We start from the raw sequence: 19,183 nt of genomic DNA, 5'->3' as shown, positions 1-19,183 counted from the left end.
CGCCGCGCGTCATGCGCTGACACGCGGCGCCATGGTGCGCAGGTATTCGGTAAAGGCCAGCAGGCCCTGCGTCGGAAATTTGTCCTGGTGCACCACCAGCTGCAGTGGTCGCACGATGCGTGGCAATCCTTCACGGATCGCCACCAGCGTGCCGCGCGCGAGTTCGTCACGCACTACGTGCAACGACAGGCAACTGACGCCGAATCCGCTCATTACCGCACGCTTGATCGCCTCGGCATTGCCCAACTCCAGCGCGAAGCGCAGTTCGCCCAGCAATGGCACCAGCCGTTCCTCGATCACCTCGCGCGTGCCCGAGCCGGGTTCGCGCACGATCCACTCGGCGTCGCGCAGCGCCATCAGGTCTTCCGGCGTGAGCGCCAGCGGATGCGACGGGCCGACGACCACCACCATCTCGTCATCGCACCAGTGCATGCTGCGCAGGTCGCGCTCGTGGCTGGCGCCTTCCACCAGGCCGATGTCGGCCTCGAACTGCAGTAGCGACTGCAGCACTTCGCGGGTGTTGCCAATGCGCAGGTCGAGCGTGCAGGGCCCACTGCGCGAATGCCGGAATCCGGCCAGCAGCGGCGGCAGGATATAGCTGCCGATGGTGTTGCTGGCCGCGATGCGCAGTTGCACCCCGGTCTGCGTGGCAAAGCGCTCCAGTTCCTGCGCCTGGTCCAGCAGCGCCAGCGCGCGCGGGAAGAACTGGCGGCCGGTTTCGTTGATGCTGAGCCGGCGCGCGATGCGGTCGAATAAAGGGCTGTCCAGCGCACGTTCCAGCTCTGCCAATGAAGCGCTGACCGCTGACTGTGACATCGCCAGCGCCTGCGCGGCCGCCATGGTGCTGCCGTGCTGGGCGACGGCGACGAAGACCGACAGCTGGCGTAGCGTTAAGCGCAGCGGGCGCTGCTCGGGGCGGGGCTCTGGACGGTGTTCCATATCGAAAGAATAGATAACGCATAACGATATTACCCGTTTTACGGGTTAAGGGCGGACCAGTACGCTGGAGTCACTACAAAACAAGTGAGCCGACATGTCTTCCGCCACCTCCAGCAGCGTCCCCCGCACCGCAGCCGCCACACCGGCAGCAGCTTCCCCGCCCTGGTCACAGCGCCTGTTGACGCTCGTGCCGCTGGGCGGCATTGCCTGGCTGGCCCTGGCGCTGGCCGAGCATCCGGCGATCGCCCGCTACGGCCTGAGCGCGCTGACGCTCGCCATGTGCGCCGGCATGGTCGCGGCCAATACACTGCCGAAGCACTGGCTGGCGCCGCTGGCTCCCGGAATGCAGGTGGCACGCCATTACCTGCTGCGGCTGGGCGTGGCGCTGTACGGGCTGCGGCTGACGTTCGCGTCGATCGTCGCGCTGGGCCTGCCGGGCATCGTGGTGCCGCTGACGATGCTGGTTGCCACGCTGTTGTTCGGCACCTGGGTCGGCACGACCTTCTTTGGGCTGAGCCGCCGCGAAGCGATCCTGGTCAGTTCCGGCAGCGCCATCTGCGGCGCGGCCGCGGCCATCGCCGTGTCGTCGGTGGTGCGCACCGATGACCGCCAGACCGCGGTGGCGGTGGCCACGGTGGTGCTGTTCGGCACGGTCGGCATGCTGCTCTATCCCTACCTGTTCGAACTGGCCAACGGGCATTGGCACTGGGCGATCAGCGAGCGCATGTTCGGCATCTTTACTGGTGCGACGCTGCATGAGGTGGCCCAGGTGATCGCCGCGGGCAAGATGATCAGCGAGCCGACCGCCGATGCCGCGGTGGTCGCCAAGATGGTGCGCGTGCTGGCGCTGGGGCCGCTGCTGCTTGTGATGGCGCTGTGGCCGCAGGGTAAGGGCGAGGCAGGCCAGGCGCCCGCCGGTAAGGGCCGCCTGGGCGGCATCCTGAAGTCGGTGCCGTGGTTTGCAGTGGGCTTTGTCGCGGTGATGGCGCTCAACTCGGCCGGCACGGTGCCCGCCGCCTGGAAGGCTCCGCTGATCGCGCTGGACAACTGGCTGCTGGCGTGCGCGATGCTGGCGATCGGCCTGCATACCCGCATCGGCGACCTGGTGCGCGCCGGACGCAAGCCGCTGGCGCTGGCCGGGGTGCTGTTTGTGTTCCTGATGGGGGTCGGCGCGCTGATGTGCTACGTGATGGCGTAAAGCGCGGCGCAGCGAAGGACGAAGGATTGGAAAAGGAGGCCGATGGCCTCCTTTTTTGTTCTTGGGCGCAGCGCTTGCCGCTGCGGAGGCCCTGGTGCGGCCGACGGGACTCGAACCCGTAAGCCCGGAAAGGCGGCAGATTTTAAGTCTGCTGAGTCTACCAATTTCTCCACGGCCGCACGGCAAGCCCGATATTGTGGTGGCTCCGCAATCCGGATGCAAGCGCGCCGCAGGCACTAGGTACTGTCGGCGGCAGAGATTGGGGCGCGCGCGACAAAAGTGACGCACTGTTACGGCTGGTAACAATGTCGTGCTCTCGGTTGCACCTGGAAAATTCCGACCTTCTACAATAACGGGTAAGAGAAAGCTCAACCTTGAGAGGCGGATATGAAACGTTGGTGGCTCGCAGCATTCGGTGTCGCAGCCGGGCTGGCATCCGGGGCCGCGATGGCCCATGTGAGCGTCGGCGTCGCGATCGGCGTTCCGGGCGTCGTGGTTGGCGCACCGGCCTATTATCCGCCCGCTCCGGTCTACTACGCGCCCCCGCCTCCGGTGGTGGTCGCCCCGGCGCCGGTCTACTATGGCCCGCCGGCCGTGGTGGTGCGTCCCCGTCCGGTCTACTACGGCCCGCGCTACTATGGCCCGCCGCGTTACCATGGCCATCACGGCTACTATGGTCCGCCGGGACACCGCGGCCACGGCCACGGCCACGGCCACGGCCATGGCCACTGGCGCCACGACTGACCGGTACAGCGCCGAAGCGTTTCGACAGAAGGGCCCCGCGGGGCCCTTTTCATTTGCGCTTGCGGATGACGACAGAAGCCGTGGGAACCGGTTCCCGGATTATTTCCCTATCTTGATCGCGGTCAAAATATTTGAACGGACTGCTCAAAGCATCACCTCTATCGATATGAGGGTTTTCCCTAAACTGGAGCCATGACATCGTGATGACACCGGCCCCTTTTTGTTGCCGAGCTTGCCGCGATGCCCGTACCGACCAAGATGCAAGGGGAACGTAATGAATCTCAAACAATCGATTGCCGCCGCCTCCGTGCTGGCCGCGCTGTGCGCCGTGTCCACCGCTTCGTTTGCCGCGACCGGCAAGCCTGACCCGTACCTGGATGGCGCCCGGATGGGCAAGGTCGATCCGTTCACCGATGGCGCTCGCGTCGGCAAGACCGACCCGTACACCGATGGCGCGCGCATTGGCAAGCCGGACCCGTACACCGACGGCGCCCGTATCGGCAAGCCGGACCCGTACACCGACGGCGCCTGATTGCCGCGGAGTTTGCATGCTGAACGGCCCGCCTCGTGCGGGCCATTTCTTTGGGTGCGTTCCGGCACTGCCAGCGCGCGCTCGCAATGGCGATGGCATGGGGTGCGGGGTATACTTCGACCTCCAACCAAATGAATGACCAGGAGAGTGGCATGCAGCAAAAAACGGTTCTGACGGCAGACGATGTGAAGAAGATCATGGCCGCGGCGGAAACCGAAGCGAAGAACCATCACTGGGCCGTGTCCATCGTCGTGGTCGACGACGGCGGCCATATGCTGGCGATGCAGCGCCTGGACGGCGCCGCGCCGATCTCGGCCCAAATCGCCGCGGAGAAGGCCCGTACGTCCGCCCTGGGTCGTCGTGAATCGAAGATCTACGAAGACATGATCAACAACGGCCGCTATTCGTTCATGACGGCGCCGGTGCTGCAGGGCATGCTGGAGGGCGGTGTGCCCATCGTTGCCAACGAGCAGGTGGTCGGTGCCGTCGGCGTGTCGGGCGTGAAGTCGACCGAAGACGCGCAGGTCGCACGCGCCGGCATTGCCGCGCTGGGCCTGTAAGGACGCATTGCGCGGCGCCTTGCCGCGCATCAGCGCATGAAAAAGCCCCGCAGGCCGGGCCTGCGGGGCGGAATAAAAGAGGGCATGGCTGGGTGAGGCCGGTAAGGCGAGGGGTCTGGAATTCCCGCCGCGGCACCAACACCTGGCTACTGCCCAACACCTCGTTCCGAGGTGGTCCCCACAAAAGTCTGTACTGCCACTTGCGTGGCGCCCGCGGTGAATGCGGGTTTCAAATCGTCCTCAAACCGCTCCCTTGGCTTCAGCGCGTCGGCCTTGCCGCCGGGACGCGTCATTTGGTCAGGATCAGCTTGCCGTAGCGCGTCACCCGCAGCGTGTAGACCTCGCCGTTGTGCAGGATCGGCAGCGTGCTGTTGCCTCGCATGATCGCGTCCAGCGCGACCGGTTCGCCGGCGGGGGCCGAGGACAGGCTGTCGCGCACCAGAGCTTCCAGGCGTGCGGGCAGGGCGGCCACGGCCGATTTCATGGACGCGATCGTCGACGGGGCTGCCTTCGTGGCTGGCATCTCGCGGCGCGGCTGGGCCACCTCGACTCGGCGCAGCGACAGGCGGCGGCGGGTGACTTCACGCGGTTGCGACAGCGGCAGGGAAAGAGTGCTCATCATCTGGCTCCGGTTCTGCCTGGCGCTCTGGGCGCGCAGGAAAAAGGCATCAGGGGTGCGCCACCGATGGCGCGGTCGATGGAAGAATCTTAAATGAGAATTGTTATCATTACAATAGTCCAGATCAAAGATTCGACAAACGGCGAGCCGCCCCCTGGCATTTGCATCCGGGCCCGGGTCCGGTAAACAAAAAAAGGGCATCCCACGGGATGCCCTTCCTGTTGCGCGGAGCGCCAGCCGGCGCGCGCCTTACTGCTTGGGTTCGGTGATAAAGCCGATCTTGCCTAGGCCACCGTGCTGCGCGGCGGCCATGACCTCGGCCACGCGTTCGTAGCGCACCTCGCGGTCGGCACGCAGGTGCAGCTCAGGCTGCGGTTGCTGCTGCGCGGCCAGCGCGATATTGCTTTCCAGCGTGGCCTGGTCCACTTCCACCTGGTTCCAGAACACCTTGCCGCTGGCGTCGATCGAGACGTTGATGTTCTGCGGCTTGGGATCGTTCGGGGAGTTGGTGGCGCGCGGCAGGTCGATCTTCACCGCGTGGTTGATCACGGGGATGGTGATGATGAAGATGATCAGCAGCACCAGCATGACGTCGACCAGCGGCGTCATGTTGATTTCGCTCATCACCTCGTCGTCGTCACCGTCGAGAGTACCGAATGCCATGATGACTTCCTTGCTTGCGGATTAGCGCTGGGCCGCGGCCAGGCGCACGGTGCCGTCGTCAGTGCGGGCACCGGTGGGGCGCACGCGGGCGCCGGTCACGAAGTAGGCGTGCAGGTCGTGGGCGAAGCGGTTGAGCTTGGAGATCACTGCCTTGTTGCCTCGCGTCAATGCGTTATAGCCCAGCACCGCCGGAATCGCCACGGCCAGGCCGAAGGCGGTCATGATCAGGGCCTCGCCCACCGGGCCGGCGACCTTGTCGATGGTCGGCACGCCCGAGGCGCCGATACCGATCAGCGCGTGATAGATACCCCACACGGTGCCGAACAGGCCGACGAACGGCGCGGTCGAACCCACCGAAGCCAGCACCGCCAGGCCCGACTGCATGCGTGCCACCGCCTCGTCGATCGAGCTCTTGAGCGAGCGGGTCAGCCAGTCGGAGATATCCATCACGTCGTGCAGTTGCGGCTGGCTGGCGCGGTGGTGCTGGGCGGCTTCCTTGCCGGCGATGGCGAGCGTGCGGAACGGGTTGGCATCATTGGCGCCCAGGGTTTCCAGCGCGTGGTCGAAGTCGTCCGAGTGCCAGAAGCGCTTTTCCGCGCCTTGCGCCATTTTCTTCAGGCGCACCAGATCCCAGGCCTTGGTGAAGATGACGATCCAGGAGGCGAGCGACATGATCAGCAGAATGATGGCGGTCGCACGCATGACGAAGTCGCCTTGCGTCCAGAGGTGGGAGAGTCCGAGGTCCTGCATGGGTTGGTTCCTGGTGAGTTCGCTTGGTTTAGGTCAGATCAGATGATCGGAAATCGGGTAGCCGGATGGCGCGCAGCGGATCGGCAATCAGTTCAGTTCGAAGCCGATCGGCTGCTGCGCCGTGACGGCGACGGCACGGCCGTTGTCCATGTAAGGCTTGCAGCGCATGGCCTGCACGGCTTCCACCGCGGCCTGGTCCAGGCGCGACGAGCCGCTCGACGACACCACGGCGGTCTTGATGACCTTGCCGCCTTCATCGGTGGTCAGGCGCACCACGGCCTTGCCGGTCTCGCCCATGCGGCGTGATTGAGAAGGATACTTCGGTTGCGGCGGCGTGCACTGGATTTCGCCGATGCCGACGGCGCGCGGCGCGGCGGAAACAGGTGCCGGTGCCGGTGCCGGTTCAGCCGGTGCCGGTGGAGCCGGCGGTGCGGACGGCGCTTCCGGCGCGTTCGGCGTCGGCGGCAGGTTGGCTACAGGTTGCGGCGTGGGCTTGGGCTGCGGCGGCGTCGGCTTGGGCGTGGTCACCTTGACCTGCTTCGGCGGTGTTTCCTGCTTGGGCTTGGGTTTGGGTGGCTCGGGCGGAGCTTCTTGCTTGGGCGGTTCGAGCGGGATGATGCGCGCGATGATCTCGGGGGCGATCACCGCCTCGGTCAGCTTGCGGCCCAGGCCGCTCTGGATCAGGTAGAGCAGGCCCGCGTGGAACAGCAGGACGGCGAGCGTAATCTTGAAGAAGCGTTGATCGAACATGTGTCAACAACAAAAGTCTGCCGGCAGGCGCCAAACGGCCTGGCTCGGTACAAGCAGCGGCACAAGCAACAGCACCTGCGGGCCGTCACTTGCGGTAGAACAGGATCAGCGAGATGCCGCAACCGACCAGCAGGCTAAGCAGCAATTCCATGATAAACGCTCCTTCAACTGGGTTGCCGTGGGAGCGCCACTCTGGGGCAGCGTGTTAGCTGGCTAGTATAAACGATAATGATTCTTATTTGTTGTGATTTGTGCGCCGCAACTGGAATTTTCCGTCCGGGCAAGTTATACCGCCAAATCCAGGCAGCATTGTGGAGCGGTTAGCGCTATCTTGCGCGGGTTTGCGCGCCCGCAAGGATCCGTAGGCTTCGGTGGCACAGGCCACAATCGCTGGTAGCCGGTTTGCCAACCCCCGCGCGGAGGGGGGCAAAGCGCGCTAGCATAGGAAGAAACTGCAGACGAGGCGGTGCGCCGGTCGGTCGGCCCCGCCACGGCGAGCTCGGGGAACCGTCCATGGACTTCACACGTTCCGCTGAAGATGACCGATTGACGCTCCTGCGCTCCATGCCCGGGACGTCGTCCAGCTCCGCGCTGGACTGGATGTGCGCGCAGTTTGCCTTGCGCGTGGTGTGCGCATTGGGGCCGCGCTTCAACCTGCGCAGCAATATCAATGACGTGCTGACTGTCAGCGCGCAGGAAATGGTGTGGCCCTATGGGGTGGTGCTGCGCGTGCAGCGCTTCCTGGCCGCCCGCTGCGCCGACATGCCCGCGTGGAAGGGCGCGGCGCGGCTGACGCCTGAGGAATTCCTCGACCGCCACGGCCAGTGGAACAGCGCCTTCGACGAAAGCGCGCTGTTCTATTACCTCGACGAGTACGTCAAGCACCACGCCAAGGACATGTTTGCCGTGTTCGACGCCTCGGCCGCCGCCATTGCGCAGCGGCTGGACAGCGAGCGCGTGCTGCTGGTGCGCAATATCGACATGCTGAGCCGCGTGCTGGACCTGCCCGACCACGAGCGCAAGCTGCTGCTGTATGCTGCGCTGGCCAAGTACAAGCGCGACCTGCGCGCGGTGATGGTCGATTGCAAGGTGGCGCACAGCCAGGAAGCCTTCCAGATCCTGGCCGGCCTGACCGGCGCCGGCGCCGCTGACGTGGCGGCGTCGCTGCGCCCGGGCTCGCGGCTGGAAACGCTGAACCTGATCGAGCAGCCGCTGCCCGAGAACAGCGTGACCGACCTGGGCGACCTGATGCGCCTGTCCGACCGCCTGCTGCACGTACTGCTGGGCAATTACGCCAACGAAGCCGAGATGATGGCGGTGTTCACCCGCCCGGCAGCGCCGCCCACGCTGACTGTCGCCGACTACCCGCACGTCGAGACCGATGCCCGCTACCTATGCGCGCTGCTGGCCAATGCCACGCGCCAGCACGCCAGCGGCGTCAACGTGCTGATCTACGGCCCGCCAGGCACCGGCAAGACCGAATTCGCGCGCCTGCTGGCGCGCGAAGCCGGCTGCGAGCTGTACGAGGTGGATTGCCTGGACCGCGACGGCAACAGCCTGTCGGGCAAGGACCGCTACCGGTCGCTGCAGGTCTCGCAGGCCTTCCTGCGCGGCCGCGCACATACCGCGCTGCTGTTCGACGAAGTGGAAGACGTTTTCCCGGGCAGCGCGCGCGAGCTGATGAGCCTGTTCGGCCAGGAAGATACGCGCGCGTCGGTCAACGGCAAGGCGTGGGTCAACCAGACGCTCGAGCAGAACCCGGTGCCGGTGATCTGGATCTCGAATTCGATCCGGCAGATCGACCCGGCCTACCTGCGTCGCTTCCAGTTCCACCTGGAGCTGAAGATCCCGCCGCCGCTGGTGCGCGAGAACATTATCCGCAAGCACCTGGGCGGGCTGGATGTCAGCGACGCCTTCATCAGCGGCCTGGCCGCGCGCAAGACGTTGACGCCGGCGCAGGTGCAATCGGCGGCGCGTTTTGTCGAGCTGGCACGGCCCGACGTGCAGGAGCCGGTCGAGGCGCTGATCCTGCGGCAGCTGGAGCATGCCGACCGCGCGATGGGCCTGCGTCCCGAGGCCGAGGCACGGCCGGTGGTCACGCATTACCGGCTGGAAAACCTGCACCTGGAGACCCGCTACGACGTTGCCAAGATCGTCGAAGCACTGCGCGTGCGCCAGCGCGGCACGCTGTGCTTCTACGGTCCGCCAGGCACCGGCAAGACCGCGCTGGCCGAGCATATCGCCGCCGAGCTGGACCTGCCGCTGATGATCCGGCGTGCCTCGGACCTGATGAGCAAGTACGTGGGCGAGACCGAGCAGCAGATCGCGGCCATGTTCGCGCGCGCCGAGGAAGACGGGGCGGTGCTGTTGCTGGACGAGGCAGACAGCTTCATGCAGAGCCGCCAGCAGGCAGTGCGCAACTACGAGATCTCCGAGGTCAACGAGATGCTGCAAGGCATGGAGCGTTTCAACGGTATCTTCATCTGCACCACCAACCTGTTCGACCGCATCGACGAGGCCGCGCTGCGGCGCTTCTCGTTCAAGATCCGCTTCCTGGCACTGAAGCCGGAGCAACGGGCCGCGATGTTCGTCGACGAAGCGCTGGGCGCCGACGCAACTTTGCTGAGCGATGCCATGCGGCGCGAGCTGGAGGCAATGGATTGCCTGACGCCGGGCGACTTCGCCACCGTCAAGCGCCAGTGCGTGCTGCTGGGCGAGGCGCTGACGCCGGATGAGTTCCTGGCGCAGCTACGCCAGGAACACGCCATCAAGCCGGAAGTGCGGCAGCACCGGCCGCTGGGCTTCCTGCAATAAGCTGGATTAGGGCAGGCGCCGGCTAGCAGGCCGGCGCCGGCTCGATCACCACCGTTTCCGCATTGGCCTCCACCTGCAGCAGCGTGGCGGCCATCGCGCGCAGGTGCGCGGCATCCTTGGTGGAAGCGAACCGGTCGTGCGGCGCGGCATCGGGCGCGGCGGCCAGGCCGTGTTCGGCCAGCTTGCGCGCGAGCTGGCGTGCGATGGCGCTGCCGGTATCGACCAGCGCCAGCCGGTCGCCGACCATGTCGCGGATCGTGCCGGCCAGGAAGGGGTAGTGGGTGCAGCCCAGCACCAGCGTGTCGGCGCCGGCTTCCAGCATCGGCGTCAGGTAGGCATCGAGCCGCTGCCGCACCGCGGGGCCGTCAATGTCGCCTTGCTCGATCAGCGTTACCAGGCCCAGCCCGGCCTCGCACAGGAAACGGCTTTCACCTTCCATCGATGCCAGCAGGCGCGCGAACTTGCTGCTCTTGAGGGTATTGGCGGTGGCCAGCACGCCGACCACCTTGCTGCGGCTGGCCGCGGCGGCGGGTTTGAGGCCCGGCTCGACGCCGATGATCGGCACCGCCAGCTTCTCGCGCAGCAGTTCCACCGCGTGGCCCGTGGCCGTGTTGCAGGCGATCACCAGCGCCTTGCAGCCTTGGCCAATCAGCCATTCGCACGCCTGCAGGGTGCGGGCCTGCACGAAGCGTTCGGGTTTTTCGCCATAGGGCGCGTAGCGGGAGTCGGCCAGGTACAGCAGCGATTCATGCGGCAGCTGCGCGCGGATCTCGCGCAGAACGGACAGGCCGCCAAGGCCGGAATCGAAGACGCCGATGGGGGAGGGGTTCACGGGGCTGCAGCAGACAACAGAATAGAAAGGCAGAAAAAAAGCCGGGTCGGAACCCGGCTTTTTTCGAGCGCGACGGCAAATTCTACCGCCTCGCCAGACTTACAGTGCGGCGACCGGGATCTTGCCGATCTTGGCCTGCCACTCGGCGGGGCCGGTCTTGTGCACCGACGTGCCTTCGCTGTCCACGGCGACCGTCACCGGCATGTCCTTGACGTCGAACTCGTAGATGGCTTCCATGCCGAGGTCTTCGAAGCCGACCACCTTGGCTTCCTTGATCGCCTTGGCCACCAGGTAGGCGGCGCCGCCGACGGCCATCAGGTAGGCCGACTTGTGCTTCTTGATCGCCTCGATCGCCACCGGGCCGCGCTCGGCCTTGCCGATCATCGAGATCAGGCCGGTTTCGGCCAGCATCATCTCGGTGAACTTGTCCATGCGCGTGGCGGTGGTGGGGCCGGCCGGGCCGACGGCTTCGTCGCGCACCGGGTCGACCGGGCCGACGTAGTAGATCACGCGGTTCTTGAAGTCCACCGGCAGCTTCTCGCCCTTGGCCAGCATGTCGGCGATGCGCTTGTGCGCGGCGTCGCGGCCGGTCAGCATCTTGCCGTTGAGCAGCAGGGTCTGGCCCGGTTTCCACGAGGCGACTTCTTCCGGCGTCAGCGTGTTCAGGTCGATGCGCTTGGAGGTCTCGGTGTTCGGTGCCCACTCGACCTCCGGCCATTGCGACAGGTCCGGCGCTTCCAGCCTGGCCGGGCCGCTGCCGTCCAGCGTGAAGTGCACGTGGCGGGTGGCGGCGCAGTTGGGGATCATCGCGACCGGCTTGGACGCGGCGTGCGTCGGGCAGGCCATGATCTTGACGTCCAGCACGGTGGCCAGGCCGCCCAGTCCCTGCGCGCCGATCCCCAGCGCGTTGACCTTCTCATACAGCTCGACGCGCAGTTCCTCGACCCAGTCCTTCGGGCCGCGGGCGATGATGTCCTGGATGTCGATGGATTCCATCAGCGATTCCTTGGCCATCACCATTGCCTTCTCGGCGGTGCCGCCGATGCCGATGCCCAGCATGCCCGGCGGGCACCAGCCGGCGCCCATGGTCGGCACGGTCTTGAGCACCCAGTCGACGATCGAGTCAGACGGGTTCAGCATCACGAACTTGGACTTGTTCTCCGAGCCGCCGCCCTTGGCCGCGACCTGGATGTCGACGGTGTTGCCCGGCACCACTTCGTAGTGGATCACGGCCGGCGTGTTGTCCTTGGTGTTCTTGCGGCCGCCTTCGGGCGGGCTGACGATCGAGGCACGCAGCACGTTGTCGGGGTGCGTGTAACCGCGGCGCACGCCCTCGTTGATCATCTCGGTCAGGCCCATGGTGGCGCCGTCCCAGCGCACGTCCATGCCCACCTTGACGAAGACCGTGACGATGCCGGTGTCCTGGCAGATCGGGCGCTTGCCTTCCGCGCACATGCGGCTGTTGGTCAGGATCTGCGCGATCGCGTCCTTGGCCGCCGGGCTCTGCTCCAGCTCATAGGCGCGGCCCAGGCTGGTGATGTAGTCCATCGGGTGGTAGTAGCTGATGTACTGCAGGGAGTCGGCGACGCTCTGGATGAGGTCTTCTTGCTTGATGACTGTCATTTTGTGGGGTGGGCAGCGGTGAAACACAGCCCGAAATCATACACCGAGCCGGGGCAGTCTGCCCGGCTGCATACATCCGTCTACAGGCTCCAATGAGGCGCTGGCGCCTCAAAATAAAAAACCGCGGCACATGGCCGCGGTCCTGCGTGAAGCAAAAGCTCAGCTTCGCTTCAATGTGTTTCCGGCTTCGCATGGGCGCCGGCGGGGTGCGTCACCATCCGGTCTACCCAGGCCATTGCCACCGCGGAGGCGAGGAAGGCAATGTGAATCGCCACCTGCCACATGATGGTGTGGGTGGTACGCTGCTCGGCGTCGATAAAGGTCTTGAGCAGGTGGATCGACGAAATGCCGATCAGCGCCATCGACAGCTTGACCTTGAGCACGCCGGCGTTGACGTGGTCCAGCCATTCCGGCTCGTCCGGGTGGTTGTCGATGCCCAGCCGCGAGACGAAGGTCTCATAGCCGCCCACGATCACCATGATCAGCAGGTTGGAGATCATCACCACGTCGATCAGGCCCAGCACCACCAGCATGATCTTGTTCTCGTCGAACTCGGTCACATGCGCCAGCAGGTGCCAGACTTCGACCAGGAAATGGTAGACATAGACGCCCTGGGCGACGATCAGGCCCAGGTAAAGCGGCAACTGCAGCCAGCGCGACGCGAAGATAATGCTCGGGATCGGCCGCATGGTCTGCGGCCTGGTCATTGGATTGGAAGCCATGGGCGGGGCGAAGAGTGGAAAATGCGGCGGGTTGAAAGTCGGCGTGGATTGTACCAAGCGCCGATGACCGGACTGTGTTACCGACCGTAACCGAGGGCGGCTACCGGTCCTCGCCCGAGGGGCTCAGTTCGCCGCGCCCGGGTCCGCGCCGGCCGCCTTGCCGCGCCAGGCGCCGCGCGCAATCCGGCCCGGCCAGCTTGCAAGAACGATCCCGGCCAGCACGCAGCCCAGCGCCACGCCGTGTGGCCAGCCCGGCTGCTCGCCCAGCACGACAATGCCGTAGGTGGCCGCGGCCACCGGCAGCACCGAGGTGAACACGCCCGCCAACTGCGCCGGCACGTGGCGGATGCCCTTCATCCACAGCCAGAACGAGAACACGCTGGCTGACAGCGCGTACCACAGCAGCATCAGCCAGGTCTGCGCCGGTACCGTGGAGGCGTCGAAGGTCAGCAGCGGCACCAGCCCCAGCGGCAGCATCAGCAAGCCGCCGATCAGGTGGGTATAGGCGCAGATCTCGATGGCGGCCAGCGTCTGCGTGAGGCGGCGCGACAGGATCACGTAGATCGATTCGCACAGCACCGCGCCCAGGATCATCAGGTTGCCCAGCCAGGCCTGGCTGTTCTCGCCGGCGCCGTGCGAATCGCCGCGGGCGATGTTGAGCACGGCGATGCCGGCCACCGCCAGCAGCACCGAGGCCACGGTGCGCCGCGACAACCGTTCGCGCAGCACCAGCCAGGACAGGATCGCCACCGTGGCAGGGATGGTGCTGGTGATGACCCCGGCGGCCATGGCGCTGGTCAGCCGCACGCCGTTGAGCATCAGCAGCGTGAACAGGAAGGTGCCGAAGAACGCCTGCAGGAACAGGTTCAGCCATTCGGCGCGCGACACCTGGCGCATGCGCGCGGGCCGGTACCACGGCGCCAGGCAGACGATAGCGATGACAAAGCGCAGCAGCGCGAACAGCAGCACCGGCACATGGGCGATGATCGATTTGCCCAGCCCTACATTGCTGCCGACCAGTGCCATCGATCCGACCAGGAACAGGGCGTGGACCGGGGAGAAAAGTTGAGAGGGGGTAGTGGCTGCGGTGGAGGTGTTGGCGGGCACGGTCGATGCCTCGGTCAGCGGGCGGCCACGATCGCGGGTGGCGCGATGGCGCGGCGAGCCGTGCAAGCTTGGAGGGGACGTGGCAAGGGTAAGCGCCGCGTTCAGGTATAGGGAGGGTAGGAGAAATCCATTCCTGGACCTCTCCCCCCTAAGAACCGTACGTGCGAGTTTCCCCGCATACGGCTCAAGCCTTTACAAAGTGATTGAACTTATTCAAACACCGGTTTCACAGCAATTTTGCCGTAGTGATGAACTTGGACATGGCAATCGGGGTGCAACAATACGCGATTTCCTAGAGCATGGGAGCCCCCCAGAATTCGGGGTTCGATGTGATGGTCATCCCATCCAGTCTCGTCGGTAAGCTCGCCTTGGCACACCACGCACAAGCCGCGCTGAGAAACGTACAGCTTTGCCCACTGCTTTCGGTACGACATGCGATCTGCCATGCGTTCCTGCCGCAATTTTTCGCCATACATCTCCTGCGCCGGGTCGAACGGATGGTAGTCCGCCCGCACCTTCTTGTGCCTCCGAATGAGCGTACCCGCAATCGAATACATCTCCATCCAGTAGCCTTCACCTGCCTTGTTCACAGCAGTGGTTCCGAACACCCAGTTTCGATTTCCGACTGAGGCGAAATACTTCTTCCGCACCCATCCTGAGTTCTTTCCTCGATGTCGCCGTTTTGCCCACCTCCATAGAGCACGAAAAATCAGATGCTCCATTCGGGTGAACGCCGCCTTCGCTGCCACCGGGCAGTGATACTGCGCCCAGCCCCTTAGCATCGGGTTCAGCAGTCGAATTAGCTTCTCCTGCTTTGCCGTCTTGTTTGCATTGATGACCTGCTTCACCTTGCAGTAGAACGCTTTCACGTTCTTCTTGCTCGGCTTGATGAGCAGCGTTCCCGAGTACTTCCGGAAATTCCACCCTAGGAAGTCAAAACCGTCGGCGATGTTGGTGATCCGCGTTTTCTCCGTCGATAGCGTCAGCCCCCGTAATGCTAGGAACTGCTCCACCCACGGTTTCACTTCGTTCTCTAGCACCTCCGGCGTGTTGCCGGTGATCACGAAGTCGTCCGCATAGCGCACAACGTGTACCTTCAGCGTCCGCGTCTTCTTGACACCGAACTTGGCTTCAAGAACCTTGCTCAGTGATCGTTCCAACCCGTTCAATGCCACATTTGCCAGAGTCGGGGAAATGATGCCCCCCTGTGGTGTTCCAGCGTCGGTCGCCTGAAACTGGCCCTGAAATACCACGCCAGCCTTCAACCACTTCCGAAGGATTGCTTTGTCCATTGGGACATTGCGCTCCAGCCAGTCGTGACTGATATGGTCAAAGCACCCTTTGATATCCGCCTCCAGCACCCATTGGGCCGAGGCCTTCTGGGATAAAGATACGAATAGCTGAGACATGGCATCGTGGGTCGAGCGATTGATCCGAAACCCGTAAGAGTTCGGGTCGCTCGTCCCTTCGGACACCGGTTCCAGCGCCAGCAGATACAACGCTTGCATGGCTCGGTCGTGTAGGGTCGGAATGCCCAAAGGGCGTTTCTTCCCATTCGACTTGGGGATGTAGACTCTCCGTAAAGGCAGTGGCCTATACCCCCGACGCTTCAACCTCCCGATGGCTTCCCACCGGGCTTCAGACGTTTCCCACTTTACGCGATCGACTCCCGCCGTCCGCGCACCTTGGTTCATCGCCACTCGCCTTACCGCCGATGCTTTGGCGGACCACGAGCGGGTCAAGGACCTTTGCAAGGCTTTCACCCTGCGCCAATCCTCTTCCTGTGTTGCCTTCGCAATTCGAATCTGCATCACCCGAACGTTCCGTTCCACGCGGCGCCAATCAATGTCGCCCCATCTTTCCGGTACGCCGGAAGGCGCAGATTCATCCTTGCGGATCAATGCATCCATGCTGCCCTCCTATCTTGAGGATCTTCCCCAACATCGAAAGACAACATGCCCCTTGAGGGACAGGTTGTCCCTCAAGGGAAGAAATTTTAAACAAGCGAGTTTAGTCAGCCGTCCTGCGACGAGAAGACCAGTTGGAAGTCTGCCCGCTTTCGCGTGGGATGATGTTTCAATCCCTATCCGAGCCGTTACAGCCCGGCATTCGCTTTTTCCAACCTCCCATACCCGCACAGCCAACAGCGTTCCTTACGGTTCGCCTGCCTGAGTCGTACAGCACTCCGGCAGCCATACGGGCTTACCACGTTCCCTGCGCGTTACAAGACTGGGTTAGAGTCCGCCTCTCCGCCGGTGGTTGTTTGGCGACGTACTTCGACAAGCCACCGAAGTATCCAACCACGTACCTTTTGGTTAGTGCCTATCATCAGCTTTGGCACAGCAATGCTTACGACGTTTATCAGCGGTTCACTTTCATTACTCATACCAGCCAGCCTAGCTCCTAAACCGATGCTGCTTCGGTTTTCTGCCTACCGACCTCACGATCCGTGGGCACCCTTGCGGGGGCTACGTTGTCAGGAGAGCTTCACACCCCACCGTTACCAGTGACGCATGTCTCCCTAGGCTACTGCTAGTCGCATAGCAGGTTCTCTATCAAAGCGTCCTCACAGGCGTGTTTGACCGAACCATAACGCACAGAGCTTGCGCTCCGGGACCTCACTTCCTTATTCGCGTGCTCCCAATACGGGCGAGCGCTTGACGATGGCGGACTCTCGCGAGCACCGGTCATCGCCCCAAAGGACGTAGCGCCGATCCATCCGGATCGGTTGAAAGCTATGTGGCGTTTTCGCAACAAAAATTGCCGTTGCATGGCGCCCGCCGCCTCCGAGGAGGGGCGTTTACAGAGAGCTCGCCCGCAGGCGAGCGTCCCCGCCCTTGGGCAATGGCTGGAATTTCCTCCAGCAAAAGCAAGCTGCAAGTCAGCCACTACTCCGGCCTTCTCACAACACATCGGACGCCCCACGGCTTTACCGGCCGGGTTTGTCTAAGCAAGAAATGGTTGAGATTGGACGGTTCGGGCCGAAGCCTTCTCCTTGTCTCAACAAAGGTCGATGCTCCTTACGTTGGAGCTACCCGGACACGTTAGTGCGTGTCGCACGGCTCGCGGCATTATAGCTGTGCTAGCCTAATGGAGAAGGCTGCACTTTCGCCCCCGATGGCAGGACGTTTCGCAGGACGTTTCCCGCTGCATTGCAGCATGCGGCGACAACGGAAACCGGCCAGTCACCGCAAGCGGCAGCCGCCGACCGTCAGGTTTAAGTAAGCCGTCGGGCGTACCTTGGCAGCCAAAGCCAGTCCAAAATCAGGAGACAAGTCTATGTCCGCCATCGAATCGGTGATGCACGAGCACCGCGTGTTCAACCCGCCCGAGTCGTTCGCCAGCCAGGCCGCGATTCCCAGCATGGAGGCCTACCAGGCGCTGTGCGAGGAAGCCGAACGCGACTACGAAGGCTTCTGGGCACGCCACGCCCGCGAACTGCTGCACTGGAACAAGCCCTTCACCAAGGTGCTGGACGAGAGCAACGCGCCGTTTTACAAGTGGTTCGAGGACGGCCAGCTCAACGCGTCCTACAACTGCCTGGACCGCAACCTTGAAAACGGCAACGCCGACAAGGTCGCGATCGTGTTCGAGGCCGACGATGGCACCGTGACGCGCGTCACCTACCGCGAACTGCATGCGAAGGTGTGCCGCCTGGCCAATGGCCTGAAGACGCTCGGCATCAGGAAGGGCGACCGCGTCGTGATCTACATGCCGATGTCGGTCGAAGGCGTGGCCGCGATGCAGGCCTGCGCGCGCCTGGGCGCCACGCATTCGGTGGTGTTCGGCGGCTTCTCCGCCAAGTCGCTGCAGGAGCGGCTGGTCGACGTGGGCGCGGTGGCGCTGATCACTGCCGACGAGCAGATGCGCGGCGGCAAGGCGCTGCCGCTGAAGGCCATCGCCGACGACGCGCTGGCGCTGGGCGGCTGCGAGGCGGTCAAGAGCGTGATCGTCTACCGCCGCACCGGCGGCAACGTCGGCTGGACCGAGGGCCGCGACCGCTGGCTCGACGACGTCTGCGCCAACCAGCCCGATACCTGCGAGGCCGAGCCCGTCGGCGCCGAGCACCCGCTGTTCGTGCTCTATACCTCGGGCTCCACCGGCAAGCCCAAGGGCGTGCAGCACAGCACCGGCGGCTACCTGCTGTGGGCGCTGATGACGATGAAGTGGACCTTCGACCTCAAGCCCGACGACCTGTTCTGGTGTACCGCCGACATCGGCTGGGTCACCGGCCATACTTACATCGCCTACGGCCCGCTGGCCGCCGGCGCCACGCAGGTGGTCTTCGAAGGCGTGCCCACGTACCCGAACGCCGGCCGCTTCTGGGACATGATCGCGCGCCACAAGGTCAGCATCTTCTACACCGCGCCGACCGCGATCCGCTCGCTGATCAAGGCCGCCGAGGCCGACGAGAAAATCCATCCGAAGCAATACGACCTGTCGAGCCTGCGCCTGCTGGGCACCGTGGGCGAGCCGATCAATCCGGAAGCGTGGATGTGGTACTACAAACACATCGGCAACGAGAACTGCCCGGTCGTCGATACCTTCTGGCAGACCGAGACCGGCGGCCACATGATCACGCCGCTGCCGGGCGCGACGCCGCTGGTGCCAGGTTCGTGCACGCTGCCGCTGCCGGGCATCATGGCCGCCATCGTCGACGAGACCGGCCATGACGTGCCTGACGGCAATGGCGGCATCCTGGTGGTCAAGCGCCCGTGGCCGTCGATGATCCGCACCATCTGGGGCGACCCGGAGCGCTTCAGGAAGAGCTATTTCCCGGAAGAACTGGGTGGCAAGCTCTACCTGGCCGGCGACGGTTCGATCCGCGACAAGGACACCGGCTACTTCACCATCATGGGCCGCATCGACGACGTGCTGAACGTGTCGGGCCACCGCATGGGCACGATGGAGATCGAGTCGGCGCTGGTGTCCAACCCGCTGGTGGCCGAGGCCGCGGTGGTCGGCCGTCCCGACGACATGACCGGCGAGGCGATCTGCGCCTTCGTCGTGCTCAAGCGCTCGCGGCCGAGCGGAGACGAGGCGGCCAAGCTTGCTGCCGAGCTGCGCAACTGGGTCGGCAAGGAAATCGGCCCGATCGCCAAGCCCAGGGACATCCGCTTCGGCGACAACCTGCCCAAGACGCGCTCGGGCAAGATCATGCGCCGGCTGCTGCGATCGCTGGCCAAGGGCGAGGAGATTACGCAGGACACCTCGACGCTGGAGAACCCGGCGATCCTGGACCAGCTCAAGCAAGCCCAATAATCCCGCCAGCGTGCAACCGACCAACCCGCCGCCGCGTTCCCGCGCGCCGGCGGGTTTGTTACGATAGC

Annotated in this window: 16 protein-coding genes and 1 tRNA gene; 6 read left to right on the top strand and 11 right to left on the bottom strand. The window is 64.4% G+C overall.

Annotated elements, in window-relative coordinates:
- Positions 1-9: 9 nt before the first annotated feature.
- Positions 10-939, bottom strand: coding sequence for a LysR family transcriptional regulator (locus tag LPA45_RS11685; RefSeq protein WP_116322225.1), 930 nt, complete (start codon positions 937-939; stop codon positions 10-12).
- Between the two features lie 94 nt (positions 940-1,033).
- On the opposite strand from LPA45_RS11685, the gene LPA45_RS11680 reads away from it, so the two are divergent.
- A complete protein-coding gene (locus LPA45_RS11680) occupies positions 1,034-2,137 on the top strand; it encodes a YeiH family protein (RefSeq protein ID WP_116322224.1) in 1,104 nt (367 codons plus the stop codon).
- 92 nt (positions 2,138-2,229) lie between these two features.
- Here LPA45_RS11680 and LPA45_RS11675 read toward each other — a convergent pair.
- Positions 2,230-2,316: transfer RNA gene (locus tag LPA45_RS11675), tRNA-Leu, on the bottom strand.
- Between the two features lie 208 nt (positions 2,317-2,524).
- Here LPA45_RS11675 and LPA45_RS11670 point away from each other — a divergent pair.
- The 3 genes from LPA45_RS11670 (at position 2,525) to LPA45_RS11660 (ending at position 3,973) form a co-directional block, all read left to right on the top strand.
- A complete protein-coding gene (locus tag LPA45_RS11670; protein WP_367394570.1) occupies positions 2,525-2,881 on the top strand; it encodes a hypothetical protein in 357 nt (118 codons plus the stop codon).
- 274 nt (positions 2,882-3,155) lie between these two features.
- Entirely contained in the window at positions 3,156-3,413 is a 258-nt protein-coding gene (locus LPA45_RS11665; RefSeq protein WP_317919895.1) for a hypothetical protein, read from the top strand.
- 152 nt (positions 3,414-3,565) lie between these two features.
- Positions 3,566-3,973 carry a heme-binding protein gene (locus LPA45_RS11660; RefSeq protein WP_063238276.1) on the top strand — a complete coding sequence of 136 codons (408 nt, stop codon included), beginning with the start codon at positions 3,566-3,568 and terminating at the stop codon, positions 3,971-3,973.
- Positions 3,974-4,262: 289 nt separating this feature from the next.
- On the opposite strand, the gene hemP is transcribed toward LPA45_RS11660, so the two are convergent.
- The 4 genes from hemP to LPA45_RS11640 form a co-directional block, all read right to left on the bottom strand.
- Positions 4,263-4,592, bottom strand: a complete 330-nt coding sequence (gene hemP, locus LPA45_RS11655; RefSeq protein WP_317919900.1) for a hemin uptake protein HemP — start codon at positions 4,590-4,592, stop codon at positions 4,263-4,265.
- A gap of 249 nt (positions 4,593-4,841) precedes the next feature.
- Positions 4,842-5,255, bottom strand: coding sequence for a biopolymer transporter ExbD (locus tag LPA45_RS11650; RefSeq protein ID WP_116322220.1), 414 nt, complete (start codon positions 5,253-5,255; stop codon positions 4,842-4,844).
- A 21-nt stretch (positions 5,256-5,276) separates the two neighbouring features.
- Positions 5,277-6,005 (bottom strand): MotA/TolQ/ExbB proton channel family protein, encoded by a 729-nt coding sequence (locus tag LPA45_RS11645; protein ID WP_116322219.1) that lies wholly within the window; start codon positions 6,003-6,005, stop codon positions 5,277-5,279.
- Between the two features lie 87 nt (positions 6,006-6,092).
- The gene (locus LPA45_RS11640) at positions 6,093-6,755 is read right to left on the bottom strand and encodes an energy transducer TonB (RefSeq protein WP_317919902.1); all 663 of its coding nucleotides are present in this window, start codon (positions 6,753-6,755) and stop codon (positions 6,093-6,095) included.
- A gap of 513 nt (positions 6,756-7,268) precedes the next feature.
- On the opposite strand from LPA45_RS11640, the gene LPA45_RS11635 reads away from it, so the two are divergent.
- Positions 7,269-9,569, top strand: coding sequence for an AAA family ATPase (locus LPA45_RS11635; RefSeq protein ID WP_317919903.1), 2,301 nt, complete (start codon positions 7,269-7,271; stop codon positions 9,567-9,569).
- A gap of 22 nt (positions 9,570-9,591) precedes the next feature.
- Here the strand turns inward: LPA45_RS11635 and murI are convergent, their stop codons facing one another.
- The 5 genes from murI to ltrA all read right to left on the bottom strand — a co-directional run bounded on the left by murI (position 9,592) and on the right by ltrA (position 15,763).
- On the bottom strand, positions 9,592-10,401 hold the full coding sequence (murI, locus tag LPA45_RS11630) for a glutamate racemase (protein WP_116322216.1): 810 nt from the start codon (positions 10,399-10,401) through the stop codon (positions 9,592-9,594).
- A 99-nt stretch (positions 10,402-10,500) separates the two neighbouring features.
- On the bottom strand, positions 10,501-12,024 hold the full coding sequence (locus LPA45_RS11625) for a fumarate hydratase (protein WP_116322215.1): 1,524 nt from the start codon (positions 12,022-12,024) through the stop codon (positions 10,501-10,503).
- Positions 12,025-12,194: 170 nt separating this feature from the next.
- Positions 12,195-12,746 (bottom strand): TIGR00645 family protein, encoded by a 552-nt coding sequence (locus tag LPA45_RS11620; RefSeq protein WP_116322214.1) that lies wholly within the window; start codon positions 12,744-12,746, stop codon positions 12,195-12,197.
- A 123-nt stretch (positions 12,747-12,869) separates the two neighbouring features.
- Positions 12,870-13,772, bottom strand: coding sequence for a DMT family transporter (locus LPA45_RS11615; protein WP_116322296.1), 903 nt, complete (start codon positions 13,770-13,772; stop codon positions 12,870-12,872).
- A 290-nt stretch (positions 13,773-14,062) separates the two neighbouring features.
- Positions 14,063-15,763: a group II intron reverse transcriptase/maturase gene (gene ltrA, locus LPA45_RS11610; protein ID WP_317919906.1), complete on the bottom strand. Its 1,701-nt coding sequence runs from the start codon at positions 15,761-15,763 to the stop codon at positions 14,063-14,065.
- A 1,369-nt stretch (positions 15,764-17,132) separates the two neighbouring features.
- On the opposite strand from ltrA, the gene acs reads away from it, so the two are divergent.
- Positions 17,133-19,115: an acetate--CoA ligase gene (gene acs, locus LPA45_RS11605; protein WP_367394569.1), complete on the top strand. Its 1,983-nt coding sequence runs from the start codon at positions 17,133-17,135 to the stop codon at positions 19,113-19,115.
- The last annotated feature ends 68 nt before the right edge of the window (positions 19,116-19,183 follow it).

Source organism: Cupriavidus sp. Agwp_2 (assembly GCF_040784895.1).
GTDB lineage: Bacteria > Pseudomonadota > Gammaproteobacteria > Burkholderiales > Burkholderiaceae > Cupriavidus.
The sequence above is the reverse complement of the archived record's forward strand: the minus strand, read 5'-3'. Positions and strand labels throughout refer to the sequence as shown.